At 68.3% G+C, this 25,228-nt stretch carries 23 protein-coding genes; 14 read left to right on the top strand and 9 right to left on the bottom strand.

Annotated elements, in window-relative coordinates:
• Positions 1-73 precede the first annotated feature (73 nt).
• Complete coding sequence (locus S2M10_RS18345; protein ID WP_168847312.1) at positions 74-2,686, bottom strand: M1 family metallopeptidase; 2,613 nt, start codon at positions 2,684-2,686, stop codon at positions 74-76.
• Between the two features lie 130 nt (positions 2,687-2,816).
• Here S2M10_RS18345 and S2M10_RS18350 point away from each other — a divergent pair, with 130 nt between their 5' ends.
• Positions 2,817-4,043: an SGNH/GDSL hydrolase family protein gene (locus tag S2M10_RS18350; protein ID WP_168847313.1), complete on the top strand. Its 1,227-nt coding sequence runs from the start codon at positions 2,817-2,819 to the stop codon at positions 4,041-4,043.
• Here the strand turns inward: S2M10_RS18350 and S2M10_RS18355 are convergent.
• Positions 4,040-5,110, bottom strand: coding sequence for a PA0069 family radical SAM protein (locus tag S2M10_RS18355; protein WP_168847314.1), 1,071 nt, complete (start codon positions 5,108-5,110; stop codon positions 4,040-4,042). The genes S2M10_RS18350 and S2M10_RS18355 overlap by 4 nt on opposite strands.
• Before the next feature lie 56 nt (positions 5,111-5,166).
• On the opposite strand from S2M10_RS18355, the gene S2M10_RS18360 reads away from it, so the two are divergent.
• Positions 5,167-5,502, top strand: coding sequence for a VOC family protein (locus tag S2M10_RS18360; RefSeq protein WP_168847315.1), 336 nt, complete (start codon positions 5,167-5,169; stop codon positions 5,500-5,502).
• Positions 5,503-5,642: 140 nt separating this feature from the next.
• On the opposite strand, the gene moaB is transcribed toward S2M10_RS18360, so the two are convergent.
• The 3 genes from moaB to S2M10_RS18375 are packed head-to-tail and all read right to left on the bottom strand — an operon-like array spanning position 5,643 to position 8,789.
• A complete protein-coding gene (moaB, locus tag S2M10_RS18365; RefSeq protein ID WP_168847316.1) occupies positions 5,643-6,170 on the bottom strand; it encodes a molybdenum cofactor biosynthesis protein B in 528 nt (175 codons plus the stop codon).
• A complete protein-coding gene (locus S2M10_RS18370) occupies positions 6,160-8,070 on the bottom strand; it encodes a lytic transglycosylase domain-containing protein (RefSeq protein WP_168847317.1) in 1,911 nt (636 codons plus the stop codon). The genes moaB and S2M10_RS18370 overlap by 11 nt, the downstream gene beginning before the upstream one ends.
• Entirely contained in the window at positions 8,067-8,789 is a 723-nt protein-coding gene (locus tag S2M10_RS18375) for a uracil-DNA glycosylase family protein (protein WP_168847318.1), read from the bottom strand. Before S2M10_RS18375 ends, S2M10_RS18370 begins: the two co-directional genes overlap by 4 nt.
• A gap of 131 nt (positions 8,790-8,920) precedes the next feature.
• On the opposite strand from S2M10_RS18375, the gene S2M10_RS18380 reads away from it, so the two are divergent.
• From S2M10_RS18380 to S2M10_RS18420, 9 genes are all read left to right on the top strand, one after another.
• Positions 8,921-10,573: an electron transfer flavoprotein-ubiquinone oxidoreductase gene (locus S2M10_RS18380; RefSeq protein ID WP_168847319.1), complete on the top strand. Its 1,653-nt coding sequence runs from the start codon at positions 8,921-8,923 to the stop codon at positions 10,571-10,573.
• Positions 10,548-12,134 (top strand): tetratricopeptide repeat protein, encoded by a 1,587-nt coding sequence (locus S2M10_RS18385; RefSeq protein ID WP_348770636.1) that lies wholly within the window; start codon positions 10,548-10,550, stop codon positions 12,132-12,134. The genes S2M10_RS18380 and S2M10_RS18385 overlap by 26 nt, the downstream gene beginning before the upstream one ends.
• A gap of 19 nt (positions 12,135-12,153) precedes the next feature.
• Positions 12,154-12,990, top strand: a complete 837-nt coding sequence (locus S2M10_RS18390) for a 4-(cytidine 5'-diphospho)-2-C-methyl-D-erythritol kinase (protein WP_168847320.1) — start codon at positions 12,154-12,156, stop codon at positions 12,988-12,990.
• 159 nt (positions 12,991-13,149) lie between these two features.
• Entirely contained in the window at positions 13,150-13,881 is a 732-nt protein-coding gene (locus S2M10_RS18395; protein ID WP_168847321.1) for an enoyl-CoA hydratase-related protein, read from the top strand.
• Positions 13,881-14,612, top strand: coding sequence for an N-formylglutamate amidohydrolase (locus S2M10_RS18400; RefSeq protein WP_168847322.1), 732 nt, complete (start codon positions 13,881-13,883; stop codon positions 14,610-14,612). The genes S2M10_RS18395 and S2M10_RS18400 overlap by 1 nt, the downstream gene beginning before the upstream one ends.
• A gap of 11 nt (positions 14,613-14,623) precedes the next feature.
• Complete coding sequence (gene ilvD, locus S2M10_RS18405; RefSeq protein WP_168847323.1) at positions 14,624-16,345, top strand: dihydroxy-acid dehydratase; 1,722 nt, start codon at positions 14,624-14,626, stop codon at positions 16,343-16,345.
• 7 nt (positions 16,346-16,352) lie between these two features.
• On the top strand, positions 16,353-16,664 hold the full coding sequence (locus S2M10_RS18410; RefSeq protein WP_247650898.1) for a hypothetical protein: 312 nt from the start codon (positions 16,353-16,355) through the stop codon (positions 16,662-16,664).
• Positions 16,661-18,064 (top strand): NAD(P)H-hydrate dehydratase, encoded by a 1,404-nt coding sequence (locus tag S2M10_RS18415; protein ID WP_168847324.1) that lies wholly within the window; start codon positions 16,661-16,663, stop codon positions 18,062-18,064. Before S2M10_RS18410 ends, S2M10_RS18415 begins: the two co-directional genes overlap by 4 nt.
• A complete protein-coding gene (locus S2M10_RS18420; protein ID WP_348770637.1) occupies positions 18,061-19,251 on the top strand; it encodes a class I SAM-dependent RNA methyltransferase in 1,191 nt (396 codons plus the stop codon). The genes S2M10_RS18415 and S2M10_RS18420 overlap by 4 nt, the downstream gene beginning before the upstream one ends.
• Here the strand turns inward: S2M10_RS18420 and truA are convergent.
• Positions 19,241-19,987, bottom strand: a complete 747-nt coding sequence (gene truA / locus S2M10_RS18425; protein ID WP_168847326.1) for a tRNA pseudouridine(38-40) synthase TruA — start codon at positions 19,985-19,987, stop codon at positions 19,241-19,243. The genes S2M10_RS18420 and truA overlap by 11 nt on opposite strands.
• A complete protein-coding gene (gene fmt / locus S2M10_RS18430; protein ID WP_168847327.1) occupies positions 19,984-20,886 on the bottom strand; it encodes a methionyl-tRNA formyltransferase in 903 nt (300 codons plus the stop codon). The genes truA and fmt overlap by 4 nt, the downstream gene beginning before the upstream one ends.
• Before the next feature lie 52 nt (positions 20,887-20,938).
• On the opposite strand from fmt, the gene recR reads away from it, so the two are divergent.
• The 3 genes from recR to rmuC all read left to right on the top strand — a co-directional run bounded on the left by recR (position 20,939) and on the right by rmuC (position 23,790).
• Entirely contained in the window at positions 20,939-21,535 is a 597-nt protein-coding gene (recR, locus tag S2M10_RS18435) for a recombination mediator RecR (protein ID WP_064312102.1), read from the top strand.
• A gap of 31 nt (positions 21,536-21,566) precedes the next feature.
• Positions 21,567-22,091, top strand: coding sequence for a peptide deformylase (gene def, locus S2M10_RS18440; RefSeq protein WP_168847328.1), 525 nt, complete (start codon positions 21,567-21,569; stop codon positions 22,089-22,091).
• A 298-nt stretch (positions 22,092-22,389) separates the two neighbouring features.
• Positions 22,390-23,790 (top strand): DNA recombination protein RmuC, encoded by a 1,401-nt coding sequence (gene rmuC / locus S2M10_RS18445; RefSeq protein WP_211091126.1) that lies wholly within the window; start codon positions 22,390-22,392, stop codon positions 23,788-23,790.
• Between the two features lie 13 nt (positions 23,791-23,803).
• Here rmuC and S2M10_RS18450 read toward each other — a convergent pair whose 3' ends face one another.
• The gene (locus tag S2M10_RS18450) at positions 23,804-24,775 is read right to left on the bottom strand and encodes a DUF2971 domain-containing protein (protein WP_168847329.1); all 972 of its coding nucleotides are present in this window, start codon (positions 24,773-24,775) and stop codon (positions 23,804-23,806) included.
• Positions 24,776-24,846: 71 nt separating this feature from the next.
• A partial coding sequence (locus S2M10_RS18455) for an META domain-containing protein (RefSeq protein ID WP_168847330.1) occupies positions 24,847-25,228 on the bottom strand: 382 nt, incomplete at its 5' end.

Genomic DNA, 25,228 nt, shown 5'->3' on the forward strand with positions numbered 1-25,228 from the left:
GGGACGGCGGTAGCCAGGGAGATAGCGTCCGCGCGTCCGATGCGCCTTCCCGGGTTGGGAGGGCGCATCGTCCTCACTTGCCCGCGATGATCGCCGCGCTCACTTCGCCTGCCTTGGCATCACGGAAGCGAGCACAGGTGCGGATCGTTTCGATCGCACGATCCAGGTTCAGCGTGCTGCCCTTGGCCGTCGGGCGCAACTTGGCGTCCACCGCGTCGGCCTGCGCATTCGAGCACAGCGCGCCGAACATCTGCGCCGCTCGCCCCGAGAAGACGCCGCCGCCGCCGCCATTCTTCACGAACTCGTCAAAATGCGTGATCATGAAGTCGCTGGCGATATCGCGGGTATAGGGCGACCGAAGGAAGCCGGCGACGGTGAACAGCCGCTGGCGGGCATCGACACGCGGATCCTTGAAATCGTTCAGGAACCAGCGCGCGATGTCCGGATTGTTCGATGCGGTCACGCCTTGGCCGAGCGCCTGGAACAGCGCCGGCTTGCCCACGCTCTGGGTCAGCAGCTGCTGGGCGAAGGGCACGCCGCGCTCGTTGAGCACGATGCCCGCCGCTACGCCCCGCCACGCCGGATCGAGCGCCTTGTCGTCACCCGCCACGAAGGCATCGAAGGCGGTCGTCAGCTTGGCACGGATCGCTTTGTCATGCCCGGTGACGGCCACCAGCCCGATCAGGTCCGCGCGCAGCTCGCGCTGATCGGCCTCTTCCTTGGCATAGACGCCGGCGGCCGGATCGAAGCCGATCTTGGTCAGCATCGGGCCGTACAGGTCGACGAACAGCTTGCGATAGGCAGGCAGCGCCTCGGCGGCGATCAGGCCCCGCTTCTCCAGGTCGCGCAGACGATGGGCGTTGTCGAAAACAATCTTGGTCGAGGCATTGGTAGCGGTGGCGCGGGCGAGCGCAATGGGCCGCTTCACCGGGCTGCGACCGGCGTAGAAGCTCGCCCACACACTGTCGTTCACCGCGAGCAGTTCGGCCGCAGGCAGCGTAGGGGTATCGGCGATCAGCGCGTCCCAATCCGCGGGATCAAGCTCGAAGCGATAATAACCCCAGCCGCCCGCGTTCGGCACCAGCGCGCCGCTGCCCCTGGCGGAGACGGTCATGCTGGGCTTGTCGAGCAGCGTGCAGTCCTTGGTCTCGCCCTGGCGGAGGCAGAGCGGGACGATCCACTGTTCGGCAGGCAGGTTGGCACCGAAAAAGCCGTAGCGCGACTGGGTGGCAGTCAGCGTGCTGCCCTCGCGGTGCAGCGTCACCAGCGGCACGCCCTGCTGGTCGACGAAGCTCTTCAGCGACGCCAGCACGCGCGGGTCATGCGCGGCATCCGCCAGCGAGGCGAAGAACTGATCGGTGCTCGCATTGCCATAGGCATGGCGCTTCATGTGCAGCCGCACGCCGTCGCGGAACGGCAGGTCGCCCATATAGGCGGCGATCATCGCGACGACCTGGCCGCCCTTGCCATAGGTGATCTGGTCGAACGCGGCGTCGATGTCCCCATCATTGGGAATTGGCTGGTGGATCGGCCGGCCGGCAGCGAGCGCGTCCAGGTCCATCGCCTGGAAGCCTTCCTCGATCGCGTTGAGCTCGATCTGGAGGCCCGGGCGCCATTCGTTGCCGATGCGATAGCCCATCCAGTTGGCGAAGCTCTCGTTCAGCCAGATATCGTCCCACCATGCCGGCGTTACGAGATCGCCGAACCATTGGTGCGCCAGCTCGTGGGCGACGACCATGCCGAATGCCTGTTTGCGCTCGCTCGAGTCCGTCTCGTCGAGGAACAGGATGCCGTCGCCGTAGATGTCGGCACCCGCATTCTCCATCGCCCCCGGCATGATCGGCGAGCCGATCTGGTCGAGCTTGGGGAAGGGGAAGGGCTGGCCGAAATAATTCTCTAGCAGCGATACGATCTTGCCGGATTCCTTGAGGGCGAAGTCAAGCTGTCCGGCGTTCGGCTTGGTGCCGACCACGCCCAGCGGCATCGGGTTGCTCCGCTGCGGCGTCGGCGGGATCATCGTCGCGGCGGTGGCGAAGGGGCCGGTGACCAGCGCGACCAGATAGGTCGGCAGCGGCTTGGTCGGGGCGAACTGGTGGCGCACCAACGCACCCGCCTTGCGCCTGCTCGCTTCGGGAGCGTTGCTGACTGCGGTGAAGCCCGGCTTGGTGGTGATCGAAACGGTGAACGGCGTCTTGTAGCCCGGCTGGTCGAAGGACGGGAAGGCGGCGCGCGCCTCGATCGATTCGAACTGGGTCCAGCTGTACCAAGCGTCCTCGACCTTGACGCGGTAAATGCCCTGCGTGCCGGTGCCGAAGGCGGCGTCATAGTCGAACACCAGCGTCACGCGGCCGGCGGGCAGCGTCTTGCCGAAGTCGAGCTCGGCAAGGCCGGTGGCGCTCTTCTGGGTGAAGGTGGCGGTGACCGACTTGCCGCCGCTGCGCGCGATCGCCTTGGCGACGTGGAGGTCGCGACCGTGCATCCAGATCGTTCGCGCCGGCGCCTTGAGGTCGATGTCGATCTCGGTATGGCCGTTGAACCGCTCCTTCTCGGGCACGATGGTGAAATCGAGGCGATAGGCGATCGGCGTGGCGGCATCGGGCAGCTTGCCGGTGGGTTGCGCGGGCGTCTGCGCGAAGGCGGCGATCGGCAGCAACAGGGCAGAGGAGGCGAAGAGGAGCGCGCGCATCGAGGTTCCTTGTTGGAGGTGCGACCTGCTTAGGTCGCCCGCTGCCTTGCCGCAATAGGACACCCTGGCGCGCGTGCTTGTCCTTGGGTGCGGGTGGCGTAGGGTGGCGGCCAGAAACGGGAGGATGGGAATGGTACGACGCAAGCTTCGCTGGGTGGTAGCGGCACTGCTCGCGGCGGCGACTGCCCAGGCGGCGCCTGCGGATCGCTGGACGACCGCTTGGTGGACATCGCAGCTGGCGCTTGACGGGGCAAACGCGCTACCTGCGGCCGATCTCACCAATGCGACTCTGCGCCAGTTGGTGCGGCTCCAGGGGCCGGCAACGCGGCTTCGGGTGCGCTTTTCCAATCGCTTCGGCACCGCGCCGCTCGTTCTCGAAAACGCCACCATTGCGCGTGCGCTAGACGCTGCCAGTCCCCGGATCGACATCGCGACCTTGCGACAGCTACGTTTCGGTGGCGCCACAACGGTAACGATTCCGGCCGGTGCGGATTACTGGAGCGACCCGGTGGAAGCGCGCGCCGCGGCGGGTACCGATCTCGCCATCTCGATCCACGTCCCGCACCCCCCGGCGCAGCAGACCGGGCATCCGGGATCGCGCGCGACCTCCTATCTTTTGCAAGGCGACCATGGCGGCGATGCGGACCTGCCGGGCGCGAAACGGGTGGACCATTGGTTCCAGATCGCGGGGATCGAGGCGGTTGCAGGAAAGGCGCGCGCGATCATGGCATTCGGCGACTCCATCACCGACGGATACGGCGTGCAGCCCAACACCAACGCCCGCTGGACCGACGCGCTCCAGCGCCGGCTGCGCGCCGCGCCGGGAATGGGCGATGTTGCGGTCCTCAATGCGGGCATCGGCGGCAACCGACTGCTCAACGACGGGCTCGGTCCGAATGCGCTCGCAAGGCTCGACCATGACGTCATCGGCCAGCCGGGCGTCACCCACCTCATCGTGCTGGAGGGGGTGAACGATCTCGGCACGCTCACCCGCGAGGCGCCAGTGCGTCCGGAGGCGCACACGGCATTGGTCGCGCGGATGATCGACGCCTATCGCCAGATCGTCGCCCGGGCACATGCCCGCGGCATCAAGACGATCGGCGCCACGATCATGCCCTATGCGGGGTCGGGCTATTACCATCCCGATGCGCAGAACGAGGCCGATCGACAGGCGGTCAACCGCTGGATCCGGACGCCCGGCAATTTCGACGCGGTAATCGACTTCGACGCCGCGATGCGCGATCCGGCCGACCCCAAGCGGCTGCGCAAAGACTATGACAGCGGCGACGGGCTGCATCCCTCGGTAGCGGGCTATGCGGCGATGGCGGCCGCCGTGCCGTTGGCGCTGCTGCGCTAGAACAGCTCGCCCTGCAGACCGGCGGGCGGGCGGAACAGGTCGGTGCGCAGCCGCATCCGCTCGCCGTCCAGCCCGTAGCGCTTGACCGCGCGGGTGAAGCGGGTCCGGAGCAGATCGGCCCAGGGCCCCTGGCCGCGCATCCGGGTGAAGAAGCCCGGATCATTGTCCTTGCCGCCGCGGATCGACTGGATCGTCGCCATCACCTTGGCGGCGCGATCGGGGAAATGCGTGTCGAGCCAGGCGCGGAACAGCGGCGCGACCTCCCAGGGGAGGCGGACGGGCAGGAAGAAGGCGCCGCGCGCGCCCGCTTCCGCCGCGCGCTCGAGAAGCTGCTCCATCTCGTGATCGGTGACGTGCGGGATCACCGGGGACATCGAGACGAACACCGGCACGCCCGCATCGGTGAGAGTGCGGATCGCCGCCAGCCGGCGCTCGGGATGCGGCGCGCGCGGCTCCACCGTCATCGCGATCTTCGGGTCGAGCGAGGTGACCGACATCATCACCGCCGCCAGCCCCTGCGCCGCCATGGGGGCGAGCAGATCGAGGTCTTTCACCACGCGGTTGGACTTGGTGGTGATCGTCACCGGATGACGGCATTCGGCGAGCAGTTCCAGGCAGCTACGGGTGATCCGCCAGATCGATTCGATCGGCTGATAGGGATCTGTGTTGGTGCCGAAGGCGATCGGCTTGCAGACATAGCCGCGTCTGCCAAGCTCGGCGCGGAGCAGCGCCGGTGCGGTCGGCTTGACGAACAGCTTGCTTTCGAAGTCGAGGCCGGGCGACAGATCGAGATAGGCATGACTTGGCCGCGCGAAGCAGTAGATGCAGCCATGCTCGCAGCCGCGATAGGGGTTCACCGATTGCTCGAAGCTGATGTCGGGTGACTGGTTGCGGCTGATGATCGTGCGCGGGGTTTCCACAGTGACGGTGGTGCGCAGCGGCGGCGGGGCGCCGTCGATCACCGCCTGCGCGTCGAGCCAGTCGCCGTCCGCCTCGCGGGCGGGGAGGTTGAAGCGCGCGCTCGCGTCGTTGAACGTGGCACCTCGGACGGGGCGACTCTTTGCCATTGCACGATGCTAGGTGAAGGGATAGAACGAATCAAGAACATTGAGGGCGAGGGACGATGGCGCGGCTGAACTATCTCGAACTGCCTGCAGGAGACGTGGGCGAACTCAAGGGCTTTTACGGCGCGGTGTTCGATTGGCATTTCGCCGATTTCGGGCCGAGCTATGCCGCGACGATGAGCGGGGATACGGACGTTGGACTCGACGGCGATGCGCAGGGGCGGACGCAGCTGCTGCCGGTGATCGCGGTCGACGATCTGGAGGCGACGCTGGCGGCGGTGGAAGCGGCGGGGGGTGTCGTGACGGTGCCGATATTCAGCTTCCCGGGCGGGCGGCGGTTCCATTTTCGCGATCCGCAGGGGCATGAGCTGGCGGCTTGGGTGACGGAGGGGTGAGGGGCGTTTAGGCTAGTGCGGCTTAGGCATACCAGTGCCCCTGCGAAAGCAGGGGCCCAGGGCAGGCTAGGACGTCGCTCGTGGCCCTGGGCTCCTGCTTTCGCAGGAGCACTGCATAGGGCACGGGCATGGGAACGCCCTTACTTCTCCTGCAGCCGCCCCATCAGCTCGACGAAGTTGCAGGGCTTGTGGCGGATGTCGAGCTGGCTGGCGAGGATGCCGTCCCAGGCATCGGCAACCGCGCCGGTCGAGCCCGGCAGCGCGAAGATATAGGTGCCGCGCGCGACTCCGGCGGTGGCGCGCGACTGGATCGTCGAGGTGCCGATCTTGGCATAGCTCAGCCAGCGGAACAGCTCGCCGAAGCCGGGGATTTCCTTGTCCCACACGCGGGCGAGCGCCTCGGGCGTCACGTCGCGCCCGGTCACCCCGGTGCCGCCGGTGGCGAGGATGACCTCGACGCCGGGCGCCGCAATCCACGCCTCGAACTGCGCCGCGATCGCGTCGACATCGTCGCGCAGGATCGCACGGTCGCTGAGCAGATGCCCCGCCTCGGTCAGCCGCTCGACCAGCCGGTCGCCCGAGCGGTCCTCGGCCAGCGTGCGGGTGTCGGAGACGGTGAGGACGGCGATGCGGACGGGGCGGAAGGCGATGCTCGCGTCAATTGCCACGCGCGACCTCGCTCGGCAGCTTGGCGGCGCTGATCGTCACGGCGGCGCCGGTCGCGGGCAGCTGGAACTGCTGTTGGATCGGCGAGGGCTCCACCGGCTGCGGCGCCGGGAAGGTCAGCGCCGGCGCGCGCTGGGTCTTGAGCTTGACCGCCTTTGCCCCGGCCATGCCCGGGAAGCGCGGCCACATGCCGGTGGCGAGCGCGACGCGGCTGGGCGAGGGCTTGCCGTCGTGCAGTTCGTACATCCAATAGTTGCGCAGCACCGTGACGACATAGCCGCGCGTCTCCCAATAGGGGATGCTCTCGATGTAGAGCAGCGGATCGCCGCCGTCGCGCGAGGCCTGGTTCCAGGCATCGACCGGGCTCGGGCCGGCGTTATAGGCCGCGATCACCTTGGGGAGCAGCCCCTGGGTCTGCGGCATGTCGCGCAGCTGTTCGAGATAGGACTGGCCGATCTCCATGTTGACCGAGGGCTTGGTGAGGTCGCTGGCGGCATAGGTCACCCCGCGCCGCCGGCCGACATCGATCGCCGCCCCGGTCTTCACCTGCATCAGCCCCATCGCGCCCGCCGCGCTGCGCACCTCGGCGTTGAAGCGCGACTCCTGCAGCGTGTGGGCGAACACCAGCGCGCGATCGACCCGCCAGCCGCCGTCCGGCGACCAGTTGGGCACCGGATAGCGCGCCTCGACGATCGGCTTGGCCCCGGCCGGGCCGTTATGCGCGAGCCACAATTCGGTCTGGGGCAGGCTCAGCTGCGCGGCGAGGCGGGTGAGCGCGCCATGATCGTCCGGCGTGCAGAACTTCGCCTGGTGGCGGAGCACCTGGTCGGCCAGCGTCGTCTCGCCGATCTCGCTCAAGGCGGCCGCGACCCGGATGTTCGGGCGCCGCTCGAGCGCGGTCCAGTCCTTGCTGACGAAGCGATCGCCCTCCAGCCGCTTCTCCTCGAGACCGAGGCTGGAGCGGGCGAGCAGGCCATAGAAGGTCTCGCCATATTGGCTGGCGGCGCGCAGCTTTGCGGCGACGCGATCGGGGCGGCCGCACGCCATTTCGGCACGCGATCCCCAGAACAGCCCGGCGGCGCGCAGCTCGGTATCGCTGGCGCGGGTGGCGACGCGCTCGAAGGCGGCGGTGGCGCCGGCGCAATCCTGCTGGCGCCAGGCGGCGAGGCCATCGGCCCAATCGGCCTGTGCGGCCCATTCGCCCAGGCCCTGCTCGGCCTTGGCGGCCATGCGACGGGCATTGGCGTCGTCGCCGGCGACATAATAGATCCAGGCGACCTTCTGCTGCCACTCGGTCAGCGCCTCGGGCGTCAGGTCATTGGCGAAGCGCGCGACCACCGCCTCGGCGGCGGGGCCGTTATCGGCCTTGACATAGGGCGACATCAGGATCGCGACTTCGGTCGCGGCATTGTCGCTGCGGATCGAGCGCGCGCGCTTGCGCACCGGCGCGCCGTCGAACCAGATCAGCCGCTGGGCGACCGGCAGCGCGGGCAGGTCGCTCACGCCGCGCGTCTTGGCCAGGCGGGCGAGCTGTTCGGCCTGGGGCAGCTCGGGTGCCTCGGTGAGCAGCGCGACCAGCTGCTCGGCCTCGACCCGCGGCGAGCCCTTGGCGGTGTAGAGCTGGGCGCGGGCGATCGCATGGAGCGGGCCCGGCTTCATCGAATCAAGCTTAATCTGCGCATCCGCCCAGCGGCCATTGCGAATGGCATCGAACACGAAACGGTAGTCGGCGCGCTGATCGGTATCGAGCTGCACCGGAATGCCGTCGCCCTTGCGCTTGGCGGTCGCGGGGGCGTCCTCGTCGATCACCGCGGGGCCGGTGTCGTCGGACCACGCGGCCAGGGCGGGCGTGGCGATCGGCGCCGTCAGCAGCGTGGCGGCAAGCAGGATGCGCAAGGTCAAAGGCTCGGTCCCCGGCTCAGCAGCAACAGATGTTTCCAGGTTTCGCTCTTGGCGGCCGGGCGCTCGATCAGCGAGCGCGGATGGTAGGTGGCCACCGCCTGGGTATTGGCGTCGTAGCGGTTAACGTCGTGCGAACGAAGCTCCGGCGGCCAGGCTTCCGGCCCGAGAACCGCACGGGTCGCCGCATGACCGAGCAGCAGCAGCTTGGTAGGTTGCACCAGCGAAAGAAAATGCGTTGCGAGTTCGACCAGCTTGGGCGCCGCATCGGCCGGCACCTGGCCGGTCGCCGGGCGCGCGAAGCAGAGCGGCACGAGCTGCACCGAGTCGCGTGAGAGCGCGACGGCGGCCAGCATCCGATCAAGCAGGGCACCGGCCGGGCCGCTCCATAGCGTGTCGCTGTCTTCCGGCTCGGGCATGTCGACAAAAATCGTCCACGCCGGATTTTCGACGAGCGCAGGCCCGATCAGCGGGCTGTGCCAACCAGCCTCCGGTGCCGCTTCGCCGGTGCGCCAGGCGAGGAACTCGGGCAATGTCTGCGGGAGCGTGGGCGTCGGCGCCGCTACGGCAGGCTCGGGCTGCGGCTCGGCGCGGAGCGGCGCGGGCTTGGCGAACCAGTCGCGCACTTCGTCTTCCACGAGCACCTCGACCCCGGCGGCATCCCACCATTCGAGCGCGCTTGCGAGCGACTTGTGCCAGCTATTGTCTGGTTCTGCCCCCATACCCATTCTTTGAATCCCAGTTGACGGCGAGGTCAATCTGGCTTCATCGCCGGATAGACGGAACGTTGCGCGGGCGCGACGACAGGTGGCCGCGAGGGCCGTGTTAGTACGAAGGACTTAGGGGAACAAGGATGAGCGAACGGGAGTCGATGCCCTATGACGTCGTGATCGTCGGCGCGGGGCCTGCCGGTCTTTCCGCGGCGATCCGGCTGAAGCAGCTGGCGAACGAGGCTGGCGCCGAGCTTTCGGTGTGCGTCCTGGAGAAGGGCTCCGAGGTCGGCGCGCATATCCTGTCGGGCGCGGTGGTCGACCCGAAGTCGCTCGACGAGTTGCTGCCGAGCTGGCGCGACGACGGTTGCCCGCTGGCGCGCACGCCGGTGACCGAGAACCATCACTGGGTGCTCAGCGAGAAGGGCAAGTCCGCCTATCCGGAATTCCTCACGCCGCCCTATCTGCACAACAAGGGCACCTATACCGGCAGCCTCGGCAATCTCTGCCGCTGGATGGCGGAGAAGGCCGGCGAGCTCGGCGTGGAGATCTTCCCCGGCTTCGCCGCCGCCGAGGTGCTGTACAACGAGGACGGCAGCGTGAAGGGCGTTGCCACCGGCGATATGGGCGTCGCCAGGGACGGCACGCACAAGCCGGACTATCAGCCGGGCCTGGAGATCCACGCGAAATACACCTTCCTCTCCGAAGGTTGCCGCGGGCACCTGTCGAAGCAGATGATCCGCCAGTTCGATCTCGATGCCGAGAGCGAGCCGCAGGTCTATGGCATCGGCATCAAGGAGCTGTGGGACATCGACCCCGCCAAGCACGTGCCGGGCCGGGTGATCCACACCCAGGGTTGGCCGCTGACCGACGGCAGCAATGGCGGCGGGTTCATCTATCATCAGGCCGATGGCCAGGTCGCGATCGGCTTCGTCGTTTGGCTGGGCTACAAGAACCCCTGGCTCTCGCCGTTCCAGGAGATGCAGCGCTGGAAGACGCACCCCGAGATCGCCGAACTGCTCGAGGGCGGCAAGCGCGTCTCCTATGGCGCCCGCGCCATCTCGGACGGTGGCTGGCAGTCGGTGCCGAAGCTGGTGGCCCCTGGCCTCGCGCTGATCGGCGACTCCGCCGGCTTCCTCAACGTGCCGCGCATCAAGGGCACGCATACCGCGATGAAGAGCGGGATGATGGCGGCCGAGGCGGCCTTCGCGGCGATCCAGGCGGGCCGCGGCAGCGACGAGCTGACCGCCTATCCGCAAGCGTACGAAGCCAGCTGGGTCTACAAGGAGCTGCGCGGCGTCCGCAACGTGGCGCCCTTGGTCAAGAAGTTCGGCGACACCTGGGGCACGTTGCTCGCCGGTGCGGCGATGTGGAGCGAGCATCTGGGGCTGCGCTGGCCGATCACCATGCAGCACAAGCCCGACCATGAGGGGCTGCTCCGCGCCGACCAGGCGCCCAGGATCGACTATCCCAAGCCCGACGGCGTGCTCACCTTCGACCGGCTCTCCTCGGTGTTCGTCTCGAACACCAACCACGAGGAGGACCAGCCGGTTCATCTGACGCTGAAGGACAAGGATATTCCGATCGGCTACAATCTGCCGATGTACGCCGAGCCCGCGCAGCGTTATTGTCCGGCGGGTGTGTATGAGGTCGTAGGGGAAGGCGATGATCTGCGGTTCCAGATCAACGCGCAGAATTGCGTGCACTGCAAGACCTGCGACATCAAGGATCCTACCCAGAACATTAACTGGGTGGTGCCAGAAGGGGGCGGTGGCCCCAATTATCCGAACATGTAGCACTGCTTTCGCGCTGCTGCTGGCACTCCCTGCAGCGGCGCAGACGGCGGATCTGACCGATTACGTCCGCGCCCGTGCCGCCGATGCGGCGGGCGCGGCGGGGGTTGCCGCGCAGGGCTATGGCCGCGCGCTGGCAGTGACGCCCGACGATCCGGTGATCGCGCTGCGGGCCTATCGCCAGGCGCTGATGGTGGGCGACACGGCGCTGGCCGCCCGCGCCTCGGCGGTGATGACCAAGGCGGGGGTGGCGCCGCCCGACGCCGCGCTGTTCGACATGGCCGTGGCGCTTACGGCGGACGACCAGCCGGGCGCCGCCGATGCGGTTAAGCGCCTGAAGGGCACACCGTTGGACTTCCTGATGCCGATCCTGACCGCCTGGCTAGCCCAGGCGCGCGGGCTGGACGGCGTGAAAGTGATCGAGAGCCTCGACATGGGCGCGCTCGCTCGCCGCTATGCCGCGCCCCAGCGTGCGCTGATGCTAATGGCGCAGGGCAAGGACGATGCGGCGGTGCTCGATGCGGTGGCGGCACTGGCCGGCGATGGCGATGCCGACCTGCGCATCGACCTGGCGACGGCGCGGGGCCGCGACGGCGCGCGATTGCTGCTGGAAGGCGGGGGCGCCGAGCTGGAGGCAGTCGCGCGGACGCTGGGCGCGCCGCAGCCGGTGACGATCAGCTACGGCCTTGCCCGCCTGTTCCGCGCGATGGCCACCGATCTGGGCGGTGACCGGATGGCGACACTGACGATTGCGCTGAGCCGCTGCGCGCTGATCCTCGATCCCGGCGAAACGCGCGCGCGCATCCTGCTAGCGCAGGCGATCGACGCCACCGGTGCGCCGGACCTCGCGCTGCAGACACTGGCGGGAATACCCAGGGACAGCCCGTTCGCCCGCCGCGCCGCAGGCGTTCGCATCGCGGTGCTGCGCGATGCGGGCCGCGCCGATGCGGCCCTCGCCGATGCGCGGGCGCTCGCCGAGGATCGCGGTGCGGCTCCGCTGGAGGTGGAGCGCTATGCCCGGTTGCTGACCGACACCGGGCGCTATGATGCAGCGGCGCGTGTCTATGCCGATGCGGTGCGCAGGGGCGGGGAAGCGAGCGCCGACCTTCATCTTGACCATGGGCTCGCGCTGGAGCGCGCCGGCCGTTGGGCCGAAGCCTTGCCCGAATTGCGCAAGGCCGCGGCGCTGGCTCCCAACCGCGCCGATACGCTGCGGACGCTCGGCACCGCCCTCGTCACCCATGGCGGCGATGCGGCCGAGGCGATCCGCCTTCTGGAGCGCGCCCGGAGGATCGCGCCCGAGGATGCCGAAGTCGCCGATGCGCTCGGTTGGGCCTATGTCCGCAAGGGCGAGGTCGCACGCGGCGCGCTGCTGCTGGAGGCGGCGGCGCGCAACGACCCGGCGGGCACCACGGCGCACGAGCATCTGGGCGATGCCTATTGGCGGCTCGGCCGCGAGTTCGAGGCGCGCTATGCCTGGCGGGCGGCGGCGATCCATGCCGCGCCGAGCGATGCCGAACGCCTCGCCCGCAAGCTGCGAGAGGGGCTGACGGCCGCCTCGTGATCGCGCTAGGGCGATGGCGATGTCTGATCCTCGCACCGTTACCGAACTCGCCTGCGCCAAGCTGAACCTCGCGCTGCACGTCCGCCATCGCCGGCCGGACGGCTATCACGAGCTGGAAACGTTGTTTGCCCTCGTCGCGCATGGGGACTTGGTGCGGGTGACGTTGGCGGATAGCGACAGCTTCACGCTTACCGGTCCCTTTGCGGCAGTGCTGGCGGGCGAGGGAGACAATCTGGTCACCCGTGCCGCCGCCCGGTTCCGCGCGGCATTCGGCGGCGGCGCGCATGCGATCGAACTGGAAAAGCACCTGCCGATTGCCTCGGGGATTGGCGGCGGCTCGGCGGATGCGGCGGCAACGCTGCGTGCGCTCGCGGCGCTTCACGGCGTTGCGCAGGACGACCCGCGCCTGTTCGCGATCGCCGACGCCCTGGGCTCGGACGTGCCCGCCTGCCTGCTCGGGCGGACGGCCTTGGGGCGGGGGCGCGGCGAGCAGCTGATGCCGCTGGAGGGGCTGGCAGGCACGCCGACACTGCTGGTGAACCCCGGCGTCGCCGTCTCCACCGCGGCGGTGTTCCAGCGCTGGGACGGCGTCGATCGTGGACCCATCGGCACCGGCGATCTGCTGACGGTCGCCCGAACCGGGCGAAACGATCTCGAACCGCCGGCGCGCGCGGTCGCGCCAGCGATCGATGCGGTGCTGGCGGCGCTGGCGGCGCAGCCGGGCGTCCTGCTCGCGCGCATGTCGGGGTCCGGCGCAACCTGCTTCGCGCTGTTCGACACACATGCCGCCCGCGATTTGGCGGCTGCGGCGCTGGAGGGGCGGGGCTGGTGGCTCGCTGCGACACATTTGCGATGAGCGGGTAATCGAATCTTTACCGTTTTGGGACATTTTGGTGTCGACGGATCTGGCGCTGCGCGAACGTCCGTCCTTGGCCCGCGGGGGCGCTTCCTTGTCCGAAGTCCCCCCGCGCGCCATCGCGTGACTTGGCCGCCAGGATCGGGCACAGCCTCCACCATGATCGACGTGCATTGGGATGGGCCGATCGCCACGATCGCGCTCGCGCGTGCCTCGGCGCGCAACGCGGTGCCGATCGCCGGGTGGGAAGCGCTTGCGGAACAGGTCGCTGCGGTGGCGGGGGCGCGGGTCGTGATCCTGCGATCGGACATGCCGGCGATCTTTTCGGCCGGGGCCGATATCGGCGAATTTCCGCAGCTTCAGGCCGATCCTGCCGCCCGTACGCGCTTCCGCCTTGCCATGCGCGCGGCGATCGACGCGGTGGCGGCGCTGCCGATGCCGGTGCTCGCCGCGATCGACGGCGGCTGTTTCGGCGCCGCGGTCGCGCTGGTCCTGGCAGCCGACCTGCGCGTCGCCGGCGACGCTGCGCAATTCGCGGTCCCCCCTGCACGGCTCGGGCTGGGCTATCCGCGTGAGGATGTCGCCCGACTGGCCGAGCAGGTGGGGCGCGGCCGCGCCGGGGAATTGCTGTTCACCGGCGCGGTGATCGATGCCGACGCGGCGGCGCGCCTAGGGCTGGTCGAGCGCCGTGTGCCGTTGGCGGTCCCCGCCGCCGTCGCGCTTGCCGCGCAAATTGCCGAGAACGCGCCGGACGCCGTCCGACACCTCAAGCGGGCACTGCACGATCCGACCGATGCCGGCCTGGATGCCGCGTTCGAGTCGGCGTTCGGGGGAGCCGAACTCGCCGAAGGCCTCGCCGCGTTCCAAGCGCGCCGGCGACCGGTATTTTGATGCGCGCGGCGGAAGTCCTTCCCGGCACCGCGCAGGACGTGCTGCTGCTGTGCGATCACGCGTCCAACGCCGTTCCCGCCGACATCGATCTCGGCATCGATCCGCGCCTGCTGGATCTTCACATCGGCGTCGACATCGGTGCGGCCGCAGTGACCCGGGCGCTGGCGGCAGCGCTGGACGCCCCCGCGATCCTGGCAACGCTATCGCGCCTGGTCATCGATCTGCACCGCGAGCCGGACCATCCCGGGCTCATTCCCGTCACCAGCGACGGCCACGCCATCCCTGGCAATGTACGCGCTGATCGGTCGACGCGGATCGCCCGCTTCCATGCCCCCTATCATCGTGTGCTGCGGGATCAGGTGCGGCACCGGCGACCTTCGCTGATTCTCTCGATCCACAGCTTCACGCCTCGGCTGGAACAGGGAGGGGCGCCACGCCCCTGGCAGGTGGGCATTCTCTACAATCGCGACGCCCGCGCCGCGCGCGCCGCCATCGACTGGTTCCGCGCACAGGGGATCGAGACGGGCGACAACGAACCTTATTCCGGCCGCCTGCTCAATGCGACGCTCAACCGGCATGCGGAGGCGCAGGGCATCCCCTCCATCGCGATCGAGATCCGCAACGATCTCATCTGCCACGAGACGGGCGTTCAGTCCTGGGCCCGAACGCTACAGCAGCTTACGCTTTTTCTGCGCAACACTCTTGCGCAAAAGGGTGTTCTCGCGACATAGGCTTGCGCGCCATGACCAACCGATTCGATAAGTCCAAGCTCCCGAGCCGCCATGTCTCCGTGGGGCCGGAGCGCGCGCCGCACCGCAGCTATTACTACGCCATGGAGATTTCCGAGGAGGATATCGCCAAGCCGTTCGTCGCCGTCGCCAGTGCCGGCAACGACAGCGCGCCGTGCAACACCACCCTCGACTTCCAAGCCGACGCCGCGCGCCAGGGCGTGATCGCCAATGGCGGGATGCCGCGCCGGTTCAACACCATCACGGTGACCGACGGCATCGCGATGGGCCATCAGGGGATGAAGTCCTCGCTGGTCAGTCGCGAGGTGATCGCCGATTCGGTCGAGCTCAGCGTTCGCGGGCATTGCTATGACGCGCTGGTCGCCTTCGCCGGCTGCGACAAGTCGCTGCCGGGGATGATGATGGCGATGCTGCGCCTCAACATCCCGTCGATCTTCGTCTATGGCGGCTCGATCTTGCCGGGCCGGTTCGAGGACCGCGACGTCACCGTAGTGGACGTGTTCGAGGCGGTGGGCAAGTTCGCCGCCGGCAACTGCCCGCTCAAGGACCTGACCGCGCTCGAGAAGGTTGCCTGCCCGGGGCACGGTGCCTGTGGCGGCCAGTTCACCGCCAATACCATGGCCTGTGTCGGCGAGGCGATGGGATTGTCGTTGCCGAACAGCAACATGGTCCCTGCTCCGTACAAGAGCCGTGAAGAGATCGCGATCGCTGCCGGGGCGCAGGTCATGAACCTGCTCGAGATGAACCTGCGCCCGCGCGACATCGCCACGCGCGCCGCCTTCATCAATGCCGCCCGCGTGGTGGCGGCGACCGGCGGCTCGACCAACGCGGCGCTCCACCTGCCGGCGATGGCGAACGAAGCAGGCATCGAATTCGACCTGCACGACGTTGCCGATGCTTTCAAATCAACGCCTTATATCGCGGATCTGAAGCCGGGTGGGAAATATGTCGCCAAGGACATGCACGAAGCCGGCGGCGTCTACATGCTGATGAAGACGATGCTCGCCAACGGCCTGCTCGACGGCAGCTGCAGGACGGTGACCGGCAAGACGCTGGGCGAGAATATCGATCAGGTTACCTGGAACCCCGACCAGAAGGTGATCTACGACGTCAAGACGCCGATCACGCCCACCGGCGGCGTCGTCGGTCTTCGCGGCAGCCTCGCGCCCGAGGGTGCAATCGTGAAGGTCGCCGGCATGCACCGGCTCCAGTTCACCGGCCCGGCGCGGGTGTTCGACTGCGAGGAGGATGCCTTCCAGGCGGTCGAGCATCGCCAGATCAACGAGGGCGAAGTCATCATCATCCGCTATGAAGGACCCAAGGGCGGCCCGGGCATGCGCGAGATGCTGTCGACCACCGCCGCGCTCTACGGCCTCGGCATGGGCGAGAAGGTGGCGCTGATCACCGACGGCCGCTTCTCGGGCGGCACGCGCGGTTTCTGCATCGGCCATGTCGGTCCCGAGGCGGCCGAGGGCGGCCCGATCGCGTTGGTCGAGGACGGCGACACCATCCGCATCGATGCCGAGGCGGGCACGATCGACCTCGACGTCGCCGCGGCGGTGCTGACCGAGCGTCGCGCGCGCTGGCAGCCGCGGGTGAACGATTATCAGTCGGGCGCGCTCTACCGCTATTCGCAGAACGTCGGCCCGGCCTATCAGGGCGCGGTAACGCACCCCGGGGCCAAGGCCGAGCGCCATGTCTACGCGGATATCTAGTCTAGCGTTGACCTTGCTTCTGGCGGGCTGCGGTGCCGATCCGGCGTCGCAGCCCGCAGTGCAAGCAGGCGAGACGGTGGCGTGCGGGCCGGTTGGCGAGACGCTGCTGCCGGTCTGCACGGCGGAGCGCGAAGGCGGCATGCTGATCCTCCACCATCCCGATGGCGGCTTCCGGCGGTTACAGGTGCAGGGCGCGGCGATTTCCGCGGCAGATGGTGCGGAGGCGGCGAGCGTCACCCGCGCGGCGCAGGCGACCGAGGTGACGATCGGCGGGATGCGCTATCGTCTTGCGGGGAAGGGCGCTACAGCGGGGCAATGATCCCGCCCGGTGCCCCGATCCTCACCGCCGATGCGATGCGCGCCGCCGAGGAGGCGGTGTTCGCGCACGGCGTTTCTCAGGAGGAACTGATGGAGCGCGCCGGCACCGCCGTGGCGCGCGAAGCGATCCGCTTCGCCATGGGGCGGCCGGTGCTGGTGCTCGCAGGTCCCGGCAACAATGGCGGCGATGCCTATGTGGTTGCGCGATATTTGCGCGCGGCGGGGCTCGACGTGCTGGTTGCAGCCTCGGGTGCGCCCAAGCCCGGCGCCGCCGAGCGAATGCACGCGCGCTGGGACGGTCCGACGACCTCGCTCTACGGCGCGCCGGTGCGGCCGGTGGTGATCGACGGGCTGTTCGGCATCGGCGTCACCCGGCCGCTCGAACGCAGCATCGCCGCCGTGCTGGCCGAGCTGGTGCGTGGGGCACAGTTCACGCTCGCCATCGACCTTCCCTCCGGCATGAACACGGACAGCGGCGCGGAATTGGGCGCGCCGCGCGGCGTGCACGCCACCGTGGCGCTCGGCGCGCTCAAGCCCGCGCATCTGCTCGGCGACGGCCTGTCGCGCTGCGGCCATGTGCTGCTCGCCGATATCGGCATCCCGGTGGAGGCTGGGTGGCGGACCGTCGCCCGGCCTGTATTGCCGACGCCGGGACCGCAGAGCCACAAATATAGCCGCGGGCTCGTCGCCGTGGTCGAGGGCGCGATGCCGGGCGCGGGCCGGCTGGCCGCGCGCGCGGCGATGGCGAGCGGGGCGGGCTATGTGATGCTCGCGGGTCCCGAACCGGCGGGCCAAGCGCCGGACGCATTGGTCCGCCGCACGATCGACGATGCCGACGATCTTGCCGATTTCCTCGCCGGCGACCGGATCGACGCCGTGGTGCTGGGGCCGGGGCTGGGGCGGGATCGCCGTGCGGAAGGCTTTCTGCGCGCCGGACTCGCCGCCGACAAGCCGATGGTGCTGGACGGGGACGCGCTGAGCCTGCTCGGCACCGGCGCGGCCGCCGCACTCGCCGCGCGCGAGGCGCCGGTATGGATCACGCCCCATGGCGGCGAGTTCGACCGGATGTTCTGCCGATCGGGCAGCAAGATCGATCGCACGCTCCAGGCGGCGGCCGCCAGCGGCGCGACGGTGGTCCACAAGGGCGGCGATACGGTGATCGCGGGCCCGGACGGCAGCGTCCGCGTGCTGGCCGGGGCCTCCCCCTGGCTGTCGACCGCGGGCACCGGCGACGTGCTCGCGGGCGTGCTCGGCGCGCAGATCGGGCAGGGCGGCAGCGGCGTCGATCCCGCGGCGGCGGCGGTGTGGCTGCACGGCCGCGCGGCGCAGCTTGCGGGGCCGGCGTTTTTCGCCGATCAGCTCGTCGCTCAACTGGCGGATGCATGTTCGGAATGTCTGTGAGCGAAGTGGAAGTGGTGCGCGTCGCGGCACGCGGCGATGGGGTTACCAGCGACGGCCGGCATTTCCCGCTCACCGCGCCGGGTGACTGGGTGGGCGAGGACGGCACGATCCGCTTCGGCCCGCATCATCGGACGCCGCCCTGCCGGCATTTCCCGAGCTGCGGCGGCTGCCAGCTCCAGCATCTCGACGATGCCGCATGGAGCCGCTTCCTTGTCGAGCGGGTGCGGACGGCATTGGCGGCGCAGGGGCTGGAGACGGAGATCCGCACCCCGCTGCTCTCGCCGCCACGCACCCGGCGCCGGGCGACGCTCCATGCCGAGCGGCGTGGCAAGCAGGTACGGATCGGCTTTACCGAGGCGGGCAGCCACAAGCTGATCGACCTCGCCGAATGCCATGTGCTGGCGCCCGCGCTGTTCGCGCTGCTCGCGCCGCTCCGCCGGCTGTTCGCGACGCTGCTCCCCGATGCGCGGCGGGTGAACGTGCATCTGGCGCTGAGCGACCAGGGCCGCGACGTGCTGGTAGAGGGCATCGACCCCGAAGGACTGGCCGCGGCCGAGGCCATCACCACCTTCGCGCAAGCCGAGAAACTGGCACGCTTCGCTATCGACGAGGGCTTCGGCCCCACCGCGCGCTGGGAGCCGGTGCCCGTGACGATCACGCTGGGCGGGGTCGCGGTGCCGCTGCCGAGCGGCAGCTTCCTCCAGGCGACGCCCGAGGGCGAAGCGGCGCTGGTCGCGGCGGTGCGCGAGATCGTCGGCGAGGCCCGGACGGTCGCGGACCTGTTCGCCGGGCTCGGCACCTTCACCTTCGCGCTGGATACGGCGCGGGTCTATGCCGGCGAGGCGGCGCGCGATGCGATCCTGTCGCTCAAGGCGGCGGCCGGTGCGGCGGGGCGGCAGATAATCGGCGATCATCGCGACCTGTTCCGACGGCCGCTGACCACGGCCGAGCTGGACCGCTTCGACGCCGTCGTGCTCGATCCGCCACGGGCGGGCGCGCGCGAGCAGGTGGGCGAACTCGCCGGTGCCAAGGCGCCGATCGTCGCCTATGTATCGTGTAATCCCAGCACCTTCGCGCGCGATGCGGAGATTTTGTGCAAGGGTGGCTATCGGCTAGAATGGGTGCAGCCGGTGGGACAATTCCGCTGGTCCACCCATGTCGAGCTGGCCGGCACGTTCACGCGCTAGGATAGTCCGCGCGAAGGAAAAACAGCCCGTCCGGCGGCGCATTGAGGCCCAGCGTGGTGCGATCCCGCGCCTCCAGCGCGTCGCGCACATCCTCGGGTGCCCATTTGCCCTGGCCTACCAGCGACAGGCAGCCCACCATGGAGCGCACCTGGTGGTGGAGGAACGAACGGGCCGAGGCGAACACGCTGATCCGCTCGCCCGACTGCACCACGTCCAGCCGGTCGAGCGTGCGCACCGGGCTTTCGGCCTGGCAATGCGCCGAGCGGAAGGTGGTGAAGTCGTGCCTGCCCACCAGATGTGCCGCAGCCGCGTGCATCGCCGCGACATCCAGTGGCCCGGAAAGGCGCCAGGCCAGGCCCTTCTCCCAGGTGAGCGGTGCCCGGCGGGTTACGATGCGATATTCATAGTGCCGGCTAAAGCAAGAGAAACGCGCATGCCAATCCTCCGAAACCTGCTCGCAGGCGAGGATCGCCACCGGGTTCGGGCGCATCCGGGCATTGAGCGCTTCCATCAGGCGGAAGGGGGTGATCGGCTTGGCGATATCGCAGTGGGCGCGCATTGCCAGCCCGTGCACGCCGGCATCGGTGCGCCCCGCGGCATGGACCACCACGTCCTCGCCGGTCACCGCATGGGCCGCGTCTTCGATCGCCTGCTGGACGCTGGGGCCATGGTCCTGCCGTTGCCAGCCCATGAAGGGGCGGCCGTCGAACTCCACCGTCAGCGCGAACCGCGTCAAAGCTGCGTTCCCGCTGGGATGGGCAGACCGCGCAGCAGTTCTGCGACGGTCATCACCCCGCGCCCGGCGCGCTGGATCGAAGTCGGACGGATCGCGCCTTCGCCGCAATGGATCAGCAGATCGTCGCCTACCGTGCCCGCCGGGCCGCTCGCCTCGACCGGATCGGCGGCGTGGATGCGGAAGCGCTCGCCGTTCCATTCGAAGAACGCGCCCGGTGCCGGGTTGAACGCCCGCACCGCGCGTTCGACCTCGACCGCGCTGCGGGTGAAGTCGAGCCGCGCCTCGGCCTTGTCGATCTTGGACGCATAGGTGATGCCGTCCTCGGGCTGCGGCACCGCCGGATAGGCGTCGAAGTCCGCCAGCACCTGCACCATCAGCCGCGCGCCCATCGCGCTGAGTTCGGCACGCAGGTCGCCGGCAGTCTTGCGCTCGATCGGGGTACGGCCCTCCAGCCGGACCGGGCCGGTATCCAGGCCTGCTTCCATCTGCATGATGCCGACGCCGGTCTCCGCATCGCCGGCGAGGATCGCCCGCTCGATCGGCGCCGCACCGCGCCAGCGCGGGAGCAGCGAGCCATGGACGTTGAGGCAGCCCAGCCGCGGCGCCGCCAGCACCGCCTTGGGCAGGATCAGGCCGTACGCCGCGACCACCGCGACATCGGCATCCAGCGCCGCCAGTGCTGCCTGTTCCTCCGCGCCCTTGAGGCTGAGCGGCGTCCGCACCGCGATCTCCAGCGCCTCGGCGCGGGCATGGACCGGGGAGGGGGTCAGCGCCTTGCCGCGCCGGCCGCCGGGGCGGGGCGGCTGGCTATAGGCGGCGGCGATGTCGTGCCCGGCCTCGACCAGGGCATCGAGCACCGGCACGGCGAAATCGGGGGTTCCCATGAAGAGGATGCGCATGCTTTCCCTCAACCGCTTGGCAGGCGCGCATGCAAGCCCCTATGTGACACCCATGGCCTCTCCCGAAATCGAAGCGCTGACCCAGGCCCTGTCGCGGCTGCCCGGTTTCGGGCCGCGATCGGCGCGGCGGGCGGTGCTCCACCTGCTCAAGAAGCGCGAGACGACGCTCGACCCGCTGCTCGCGGCGCTGAGTGCGGTGAGCCAGAAGCTCACCACCTGCCATATCTGCGGCAATGTCGACACGCACGATCCCTGCGCGATCTGCGCCGACCCGCGCCGCGACGACCGATCGCTGTGCGTGGTCGAGGAAGTCGCCGACCTCTGGGCGCTCGACCGCGCGCGGCTGTTCCCCGGGCGCTTCCATGTGCTGGGCGGCAAGCTCTCCGCGCTCGACGGGGTGCGGCCCGAGGACCTGCGCATCGACGCGCTGGTCCGCCGGGTGGGGGCCGGGGGCATCGACGAGGTCGTCCTCGCGATGAACGCCACGCTCGAAGGCCAGACCACCGCGCATTATGTCTCCGAGCGGCTGGAGGCCTTCCCCATCCGCGTCACCCAACTCGCCCACGGCCTGCCGGTGGGTGGCGAACTCGACTATCTCGACGAGGGCACGCTGGCCCAGGCACTGCGCGCGCGCCGGCCGGTTGCTTGACGCTGGCGGGCGCCTCTCCTAAATTTGGGGCATGGCCATCCTCCCCATCGTCGAAGTACCCGATCCGCGTCTGCGTCTCGTCTCCACCCCTGTCGAGGCGGTCGATGACGACGTTCGCACGCTGATCGGCGACATGTTCGACACGATGTACGATGCGCCGGGCATCGGCCTCGCCGCGATCCAGGTGGGCGTGCCCAAGCGGCTGATCGTGATGGACCTGCAGGAGGAAGAGGACGAGGAAGGCAAGCCGATCCGGCACCCGCGCGTCTTCATCAACCCCGAGATCCACGATCCGGCGGAGGAACACTCGGTCTATACCGAAGGCTGCCTGTCCGTTCCCGACCAGTTCGCCGATGTCGAGCGCCCCGCGCGCTGCCGGGTGACCTGGCTCGACGAGAAGGGCGAGAAGCATGACGAGGTCTTCGAGGGCCTGCTCGCCACCTGTATCCAGCACGAGATGGATCATCTGGAGGGCATCGTGTTCCTCGACCATCTCTCGCGGCTCAAGCGCGACATGCTGATGAAGAAGCTCAACAAGGCGCGCAAGGCGGCCTGAACCAACCACGAAAGCGTTGGAGTGCAGTGTCTCCTCCCCCGCCAGGGGGAGGTGGCAGGCGCAGCCTGACGGAGGGGGAGGAACCCCTGCCGCCAGTTGGTCGCGTACCTCCCCCTCCGACGCCTTCGGCGCCACCTCCCCCTGGCGGGGGAGGATACGGCTTTGTAACGCCCGCGCCGCACCGCTCCGGCACTTATCCACCAAAGCCTCGCCAACCCGTGCCGAACCGACCGCCGGCACCCTTGCGGCCCGCTCCTACGGCGCGTAAGTTCGCGTCCTGTTCCCGGGAGATTTGGCGTTGGATCCGTTCGTCGTTGCCTTTGTGATGGTTGCCCTGGTGGTGGGCGTGGTGGTCGGCTGGCTGATCGGTGCGCGCGGCACGAGCGAGGCGCGGGCCGAGAGCGCCCGGCGCGAGGCCGATTTCAAGGCCGCGATCACCGATCTCGCCATGGCCGAGGAACGCGTCGGCCAGCTCCCCCGCCTGCGCGAGGAAGCCGCGATGCTCCGCAACGAGCGCGACGCAGCGCGCATCGAGCTGGCCGAGCTCAAGGCCAAGGCCGGCGCTTTCGAGGAGCGGCTGACCGAATTCGTCAACGCGCGCGAGATGATGGCCGGCCAGTTCCGCGAATCCGCAGCCAAGATGCTCGACGAGACGCAGCGCGCCTTTCTCGAACGCGCCGAGGCGCGCTTCCATCAGGCGGGCGAGAAGAACGAGGAGCGGCTGCGCTCGCTGCTCCAACCGATCGACACCACGCTCAAGCGCTATGAGGAAGGCCTGCAGCGCGTCGAGAAGGACCGCACCGACAGCTATGGCCAGCTGCGCGAGGCGATCAGCGCGGTGCATTCGAGCTTGGGCGAGACGCGCGCGGAAACCTCCAAGCTGGTCAACGCCCTGCGCGCCGCACCCAAGACGCGCGGCCGCTGGGGCGAGCAGCAGTTCCGTAACCTGATCGAGATCGCCGGGCTTTCCGGCCATGTCGATTTCGCCGCCGAGGTTTCGGTCACCACCGAGGACGGCATGCTGCGGCCGGACTTCATCATCCGCCTGCCGGGCGACCAGCAGCTGATCGTCGACGTGAAATGCGTGCTCGACGGCTATCTCCAGGCGGCCGAGGCGACCAGCGCCGAGGAGCGCACCACGGCGCTGAAATCGCATGCGAAAGCGATGAGCACCCATGCCGATGCGCTGTCGCGCAAGGCCTATTGGGCGCAGTTCGAAAAGGCGCCGGACTTCGTGATCATGTACATCCCCGGCGACAATTTCCTGTCGAGCGCGCTGGAAGTGGACATGGAGCTGTGGGAGCGCGCGGCGCGCAACCGGGTGATCATCGCCGGCCCCTCGGCCTTCCTGCCGCTCGCCCGCACCGTCGCCTCGATGTGGCGCCAGCAGAAGCTGACCGAGGATGCCCGCGAAGTCGGCAAGCTGGGCAAGGAACTGTACGAGCGGCTGGCGACGGCGGCGAGCCACCTCAAGCGCGTCGGCGGCGGGCTGAACAGCGCGGTGGAGAATTACAACAAGTTCGTCGCGAGCTTCGAGGGCCGGGTGATGGTCTCCGCGCGGCGCTTCCAGGCGCTCAACGTGGATATCGGCAACAGCTCGCTGGACGCGATCGACACGGTCGACGTGATCGCGCGGGCGCCGACGGCGGAACTGCCGGCGCCGGATGGGAGTGTGGAGGAAGCGGCTGCGGCGGAGTGAGGGCTCCAAGCGGCTACCGGCGTAGAGGTATTCCCGAGGCCAAAACTCTATCGGCTGGATTTTCTACGCCGCATTCTTGAAGTATGCGGACGAAGCCCTCCCAAACCAGATCTGGATTGGGAGTTGGTCCAATGAGAACTTTATAGAGAAGGCTATTAAGGTCGGCGTTTTCTAGGTTGTGTTCTGGCATATTTTTCATAGGTAGATAAAATACCTTTTGAACTATACCGTTTAAACACACTATCTTGTTGGGTGGACTATTGGGCTCTGCAGGTATTTTTTCTCTGTGGATGACTCTCCATTCACTTTCTTCTTCAAAGCCTGGATGCTTTGTTGAAAGTATCATTATATCGATAGCGTACTTAAAGTTCGCTTTAACAAGATTAGGGTTGATCTCCCGGAGTTCAGTGCAATTCTTCTCCATGTTTTCGATAATCCGAATCAGCCCGTTCAGGAATTTTACCGGCCCGCCATAGTCTACTGGAGCGAGCACCGCGTCGTAAGCGCTTTGCTCGGTAATGAACGCCTCCGGGTTCAATAGGAGGCACACGTTGGCATCCCCTCCGTACGCGCGCCACATGCTGAGTCGGCCCCGAACGAGTTCCAATCCTTTGTGAAGTGCCAAGCTCAAAAGATATGTGCCACGCTTGATCGCATACACCTCTTGATCAAGCATCGTAAATGCGTTGATAACTTCCGGATCGATCGCGTTGCAGGCTTCCTTCAATCTTCCAACTATCTCTTGATTGGTCAAAGATAGTCTAAGAAGTTGTTGGCCATATTCAATTTCGCTGAAATCATTCATCAGCATAGCGTTGCGGAGCCATAGGCAGCGATTCTCATCGTTCGCTCGCAAAATGTCCATCGCTACTTGCGCGCTAGTATAATGGGCAAACTTCACGCCATTTTTGATGTCCGCCTCGCGCTCTCGACCCCACTGAAAGAAGGTGGCGTCTAGAATGGCGTTTTGCTGATCCTGATCCATAGAGGTGGTCTATCAGTGTCAGCAGCGTTTGCCAGACGAAAGCCGGCGTCAGCATCAAGTGTGCGGAGTGCTCACCCGGCCGCCCGCACCAGCACCAGCGTCTTCCCCTCCCGCCCAGTCAGCAGCAGGCGGCCGCGATGGCTCTGGCGGACCGCCAGGCGCTGGTCGAGCAGCGCGAGCAGCGCCTTTTCCTGCCGCATCAGCGCCGCCGAGCAGGCGCGGCGGGTGGTGATCACGCCGCCAGTGGTGAGATACCCCCGTTCCACCCGGTAGTTGCCGCCCAGCGCGTTGCAGCCGGTATAGCCGCTGATCCGCAGGCCCTCCAGCTTCAGCCGGGCGCGGCTGCCGGGGACCACGCCATGCCCCTCGATGCCGGTGATGCGCCAGTCGCCCAGGAGCAGCTGTTCCTCGGGGGAGAGCGGGGGTGCTTCGGCGCGCGGGGCTTCGCGGGGC

The sequence above is a fragment of the Sphingomonas sp. S2M10 genome (assembly GCF_012650175.1).
Taxonomy (GTDB): domain Bacteria; phylum Pseudomonadota; class Alphaproteobacteria; order Sphingomonadales; family Sphingomonadaceae; genus Sphingomonas.

Excerpts from the sequence above, each read along its gene's own strand:
- S2M10_RS18345 (WP_168847312.1), bottom strand. The coding sequence starts at position 2,686 with ATGCGCGCGCTCCTCTTCGCCTCCTCTGCCCTGTTGCTGCCGATCGCC.
- S2M10_RS18350 (WP_168847313.1), top strand. The coding sequence starts at position 2,817 with ATGGTACGACGCAAGCTTCGCTGGGTGGTAGCGGCACTGCTCGCGGCG.
- S2M10_RS18355 (WP_168847314.1), bottom strand. The coding sequence starts at position 5,110 with ATGGCAAAGAGTCGCCCCGTCCGAGGTGCCACGTTCAACGACGCGAGC.
- S2M10_RS18360 (WP_168847315.1), top strand. The coding sequence starts at position 5,167 with ATGGCGCGGCTGAACTATCTCGAACTGCCTGCAGGAGACGTGGGCGAA.
- S2M10_RS18375 (WP_168847318.1), bottom strand. The coding sequence starts at position 8,789 with ATGGGGGCAGAACCAGACAATAGCTGGCACAAGTCGCTCGCAAGCGCG.
- S2M10_RS18380 (WP_168847319.1), top strand. The coding sequence starts at position 8,921 with ATGAGCGAACGGGAGTCGATGCCCTATGACGTCGTGATCGTCGGCGCG.
- S2M10_RS18390 (WP_168847320.1), top strand. The coding sequence starts at position 12,154 with ATGTCTGATCCTCGCACCGTTACCGAACTCGCCTGCGCCAAGCTGAAC.
- S2M10_RS18395 (WP_168847321.1), top strand. The coding sequence starts at position 13,150 with ATGATCGACGTGCATTGGGATGGGCCGATCGCCACGATCGCGCTCGCG.
- S2M10_RS18400 (WP_168847322.1), top strand. The coding sequence starts at position 13,881 with ATGCGCGCGGCGGAAGTCCTTCCCGGCACCGCGCAGGACGTGCTGCTG.
- ilvD (WP_168847323.1), top strand. The coding sequence starts at position 14,624 with ATGACCAACCGATTCGATAAGTCCAAGCTCCCGAGCCGCCATGTCTCC.
- S2M10_RS18415 (WP_168847324.1), top strand. The coding sequence starts at position 16,661 with ATGATCCCGCCCGGTGCCCCGATCCTCACCGCCGATGCGATGCGCGCC.
- fmt (WP_168847327.1), bottom strand. The coding sequence starts at position 20,886 with ATGCGCATCCTCTTCATGGGAACCCCCGATTTCGCCGTGCCGGTGCTC.
- recR (WP_064312102.1), top strand. The coding sequence starts at position 20,939 with ATGGCCTCTCCCGAAATCGAAGCGCTGACCCAGGCCCTGTCGCGGCTG.
- def (WP_168847328.1), top strand. The coding sequence starts at position 21,567 with ATGGCCATCCTCCCCATCGTCGAAGTACCCGATCCGCGTCTGCGTCTC.
- S2M10_RS18450 (WP_168847329.1), bottom strand. The coding sequence starts at position 24,775 with ATGGATCAGGATCAGCAAAACGCCATTCTAGACGCCACCTTCTTTCAG.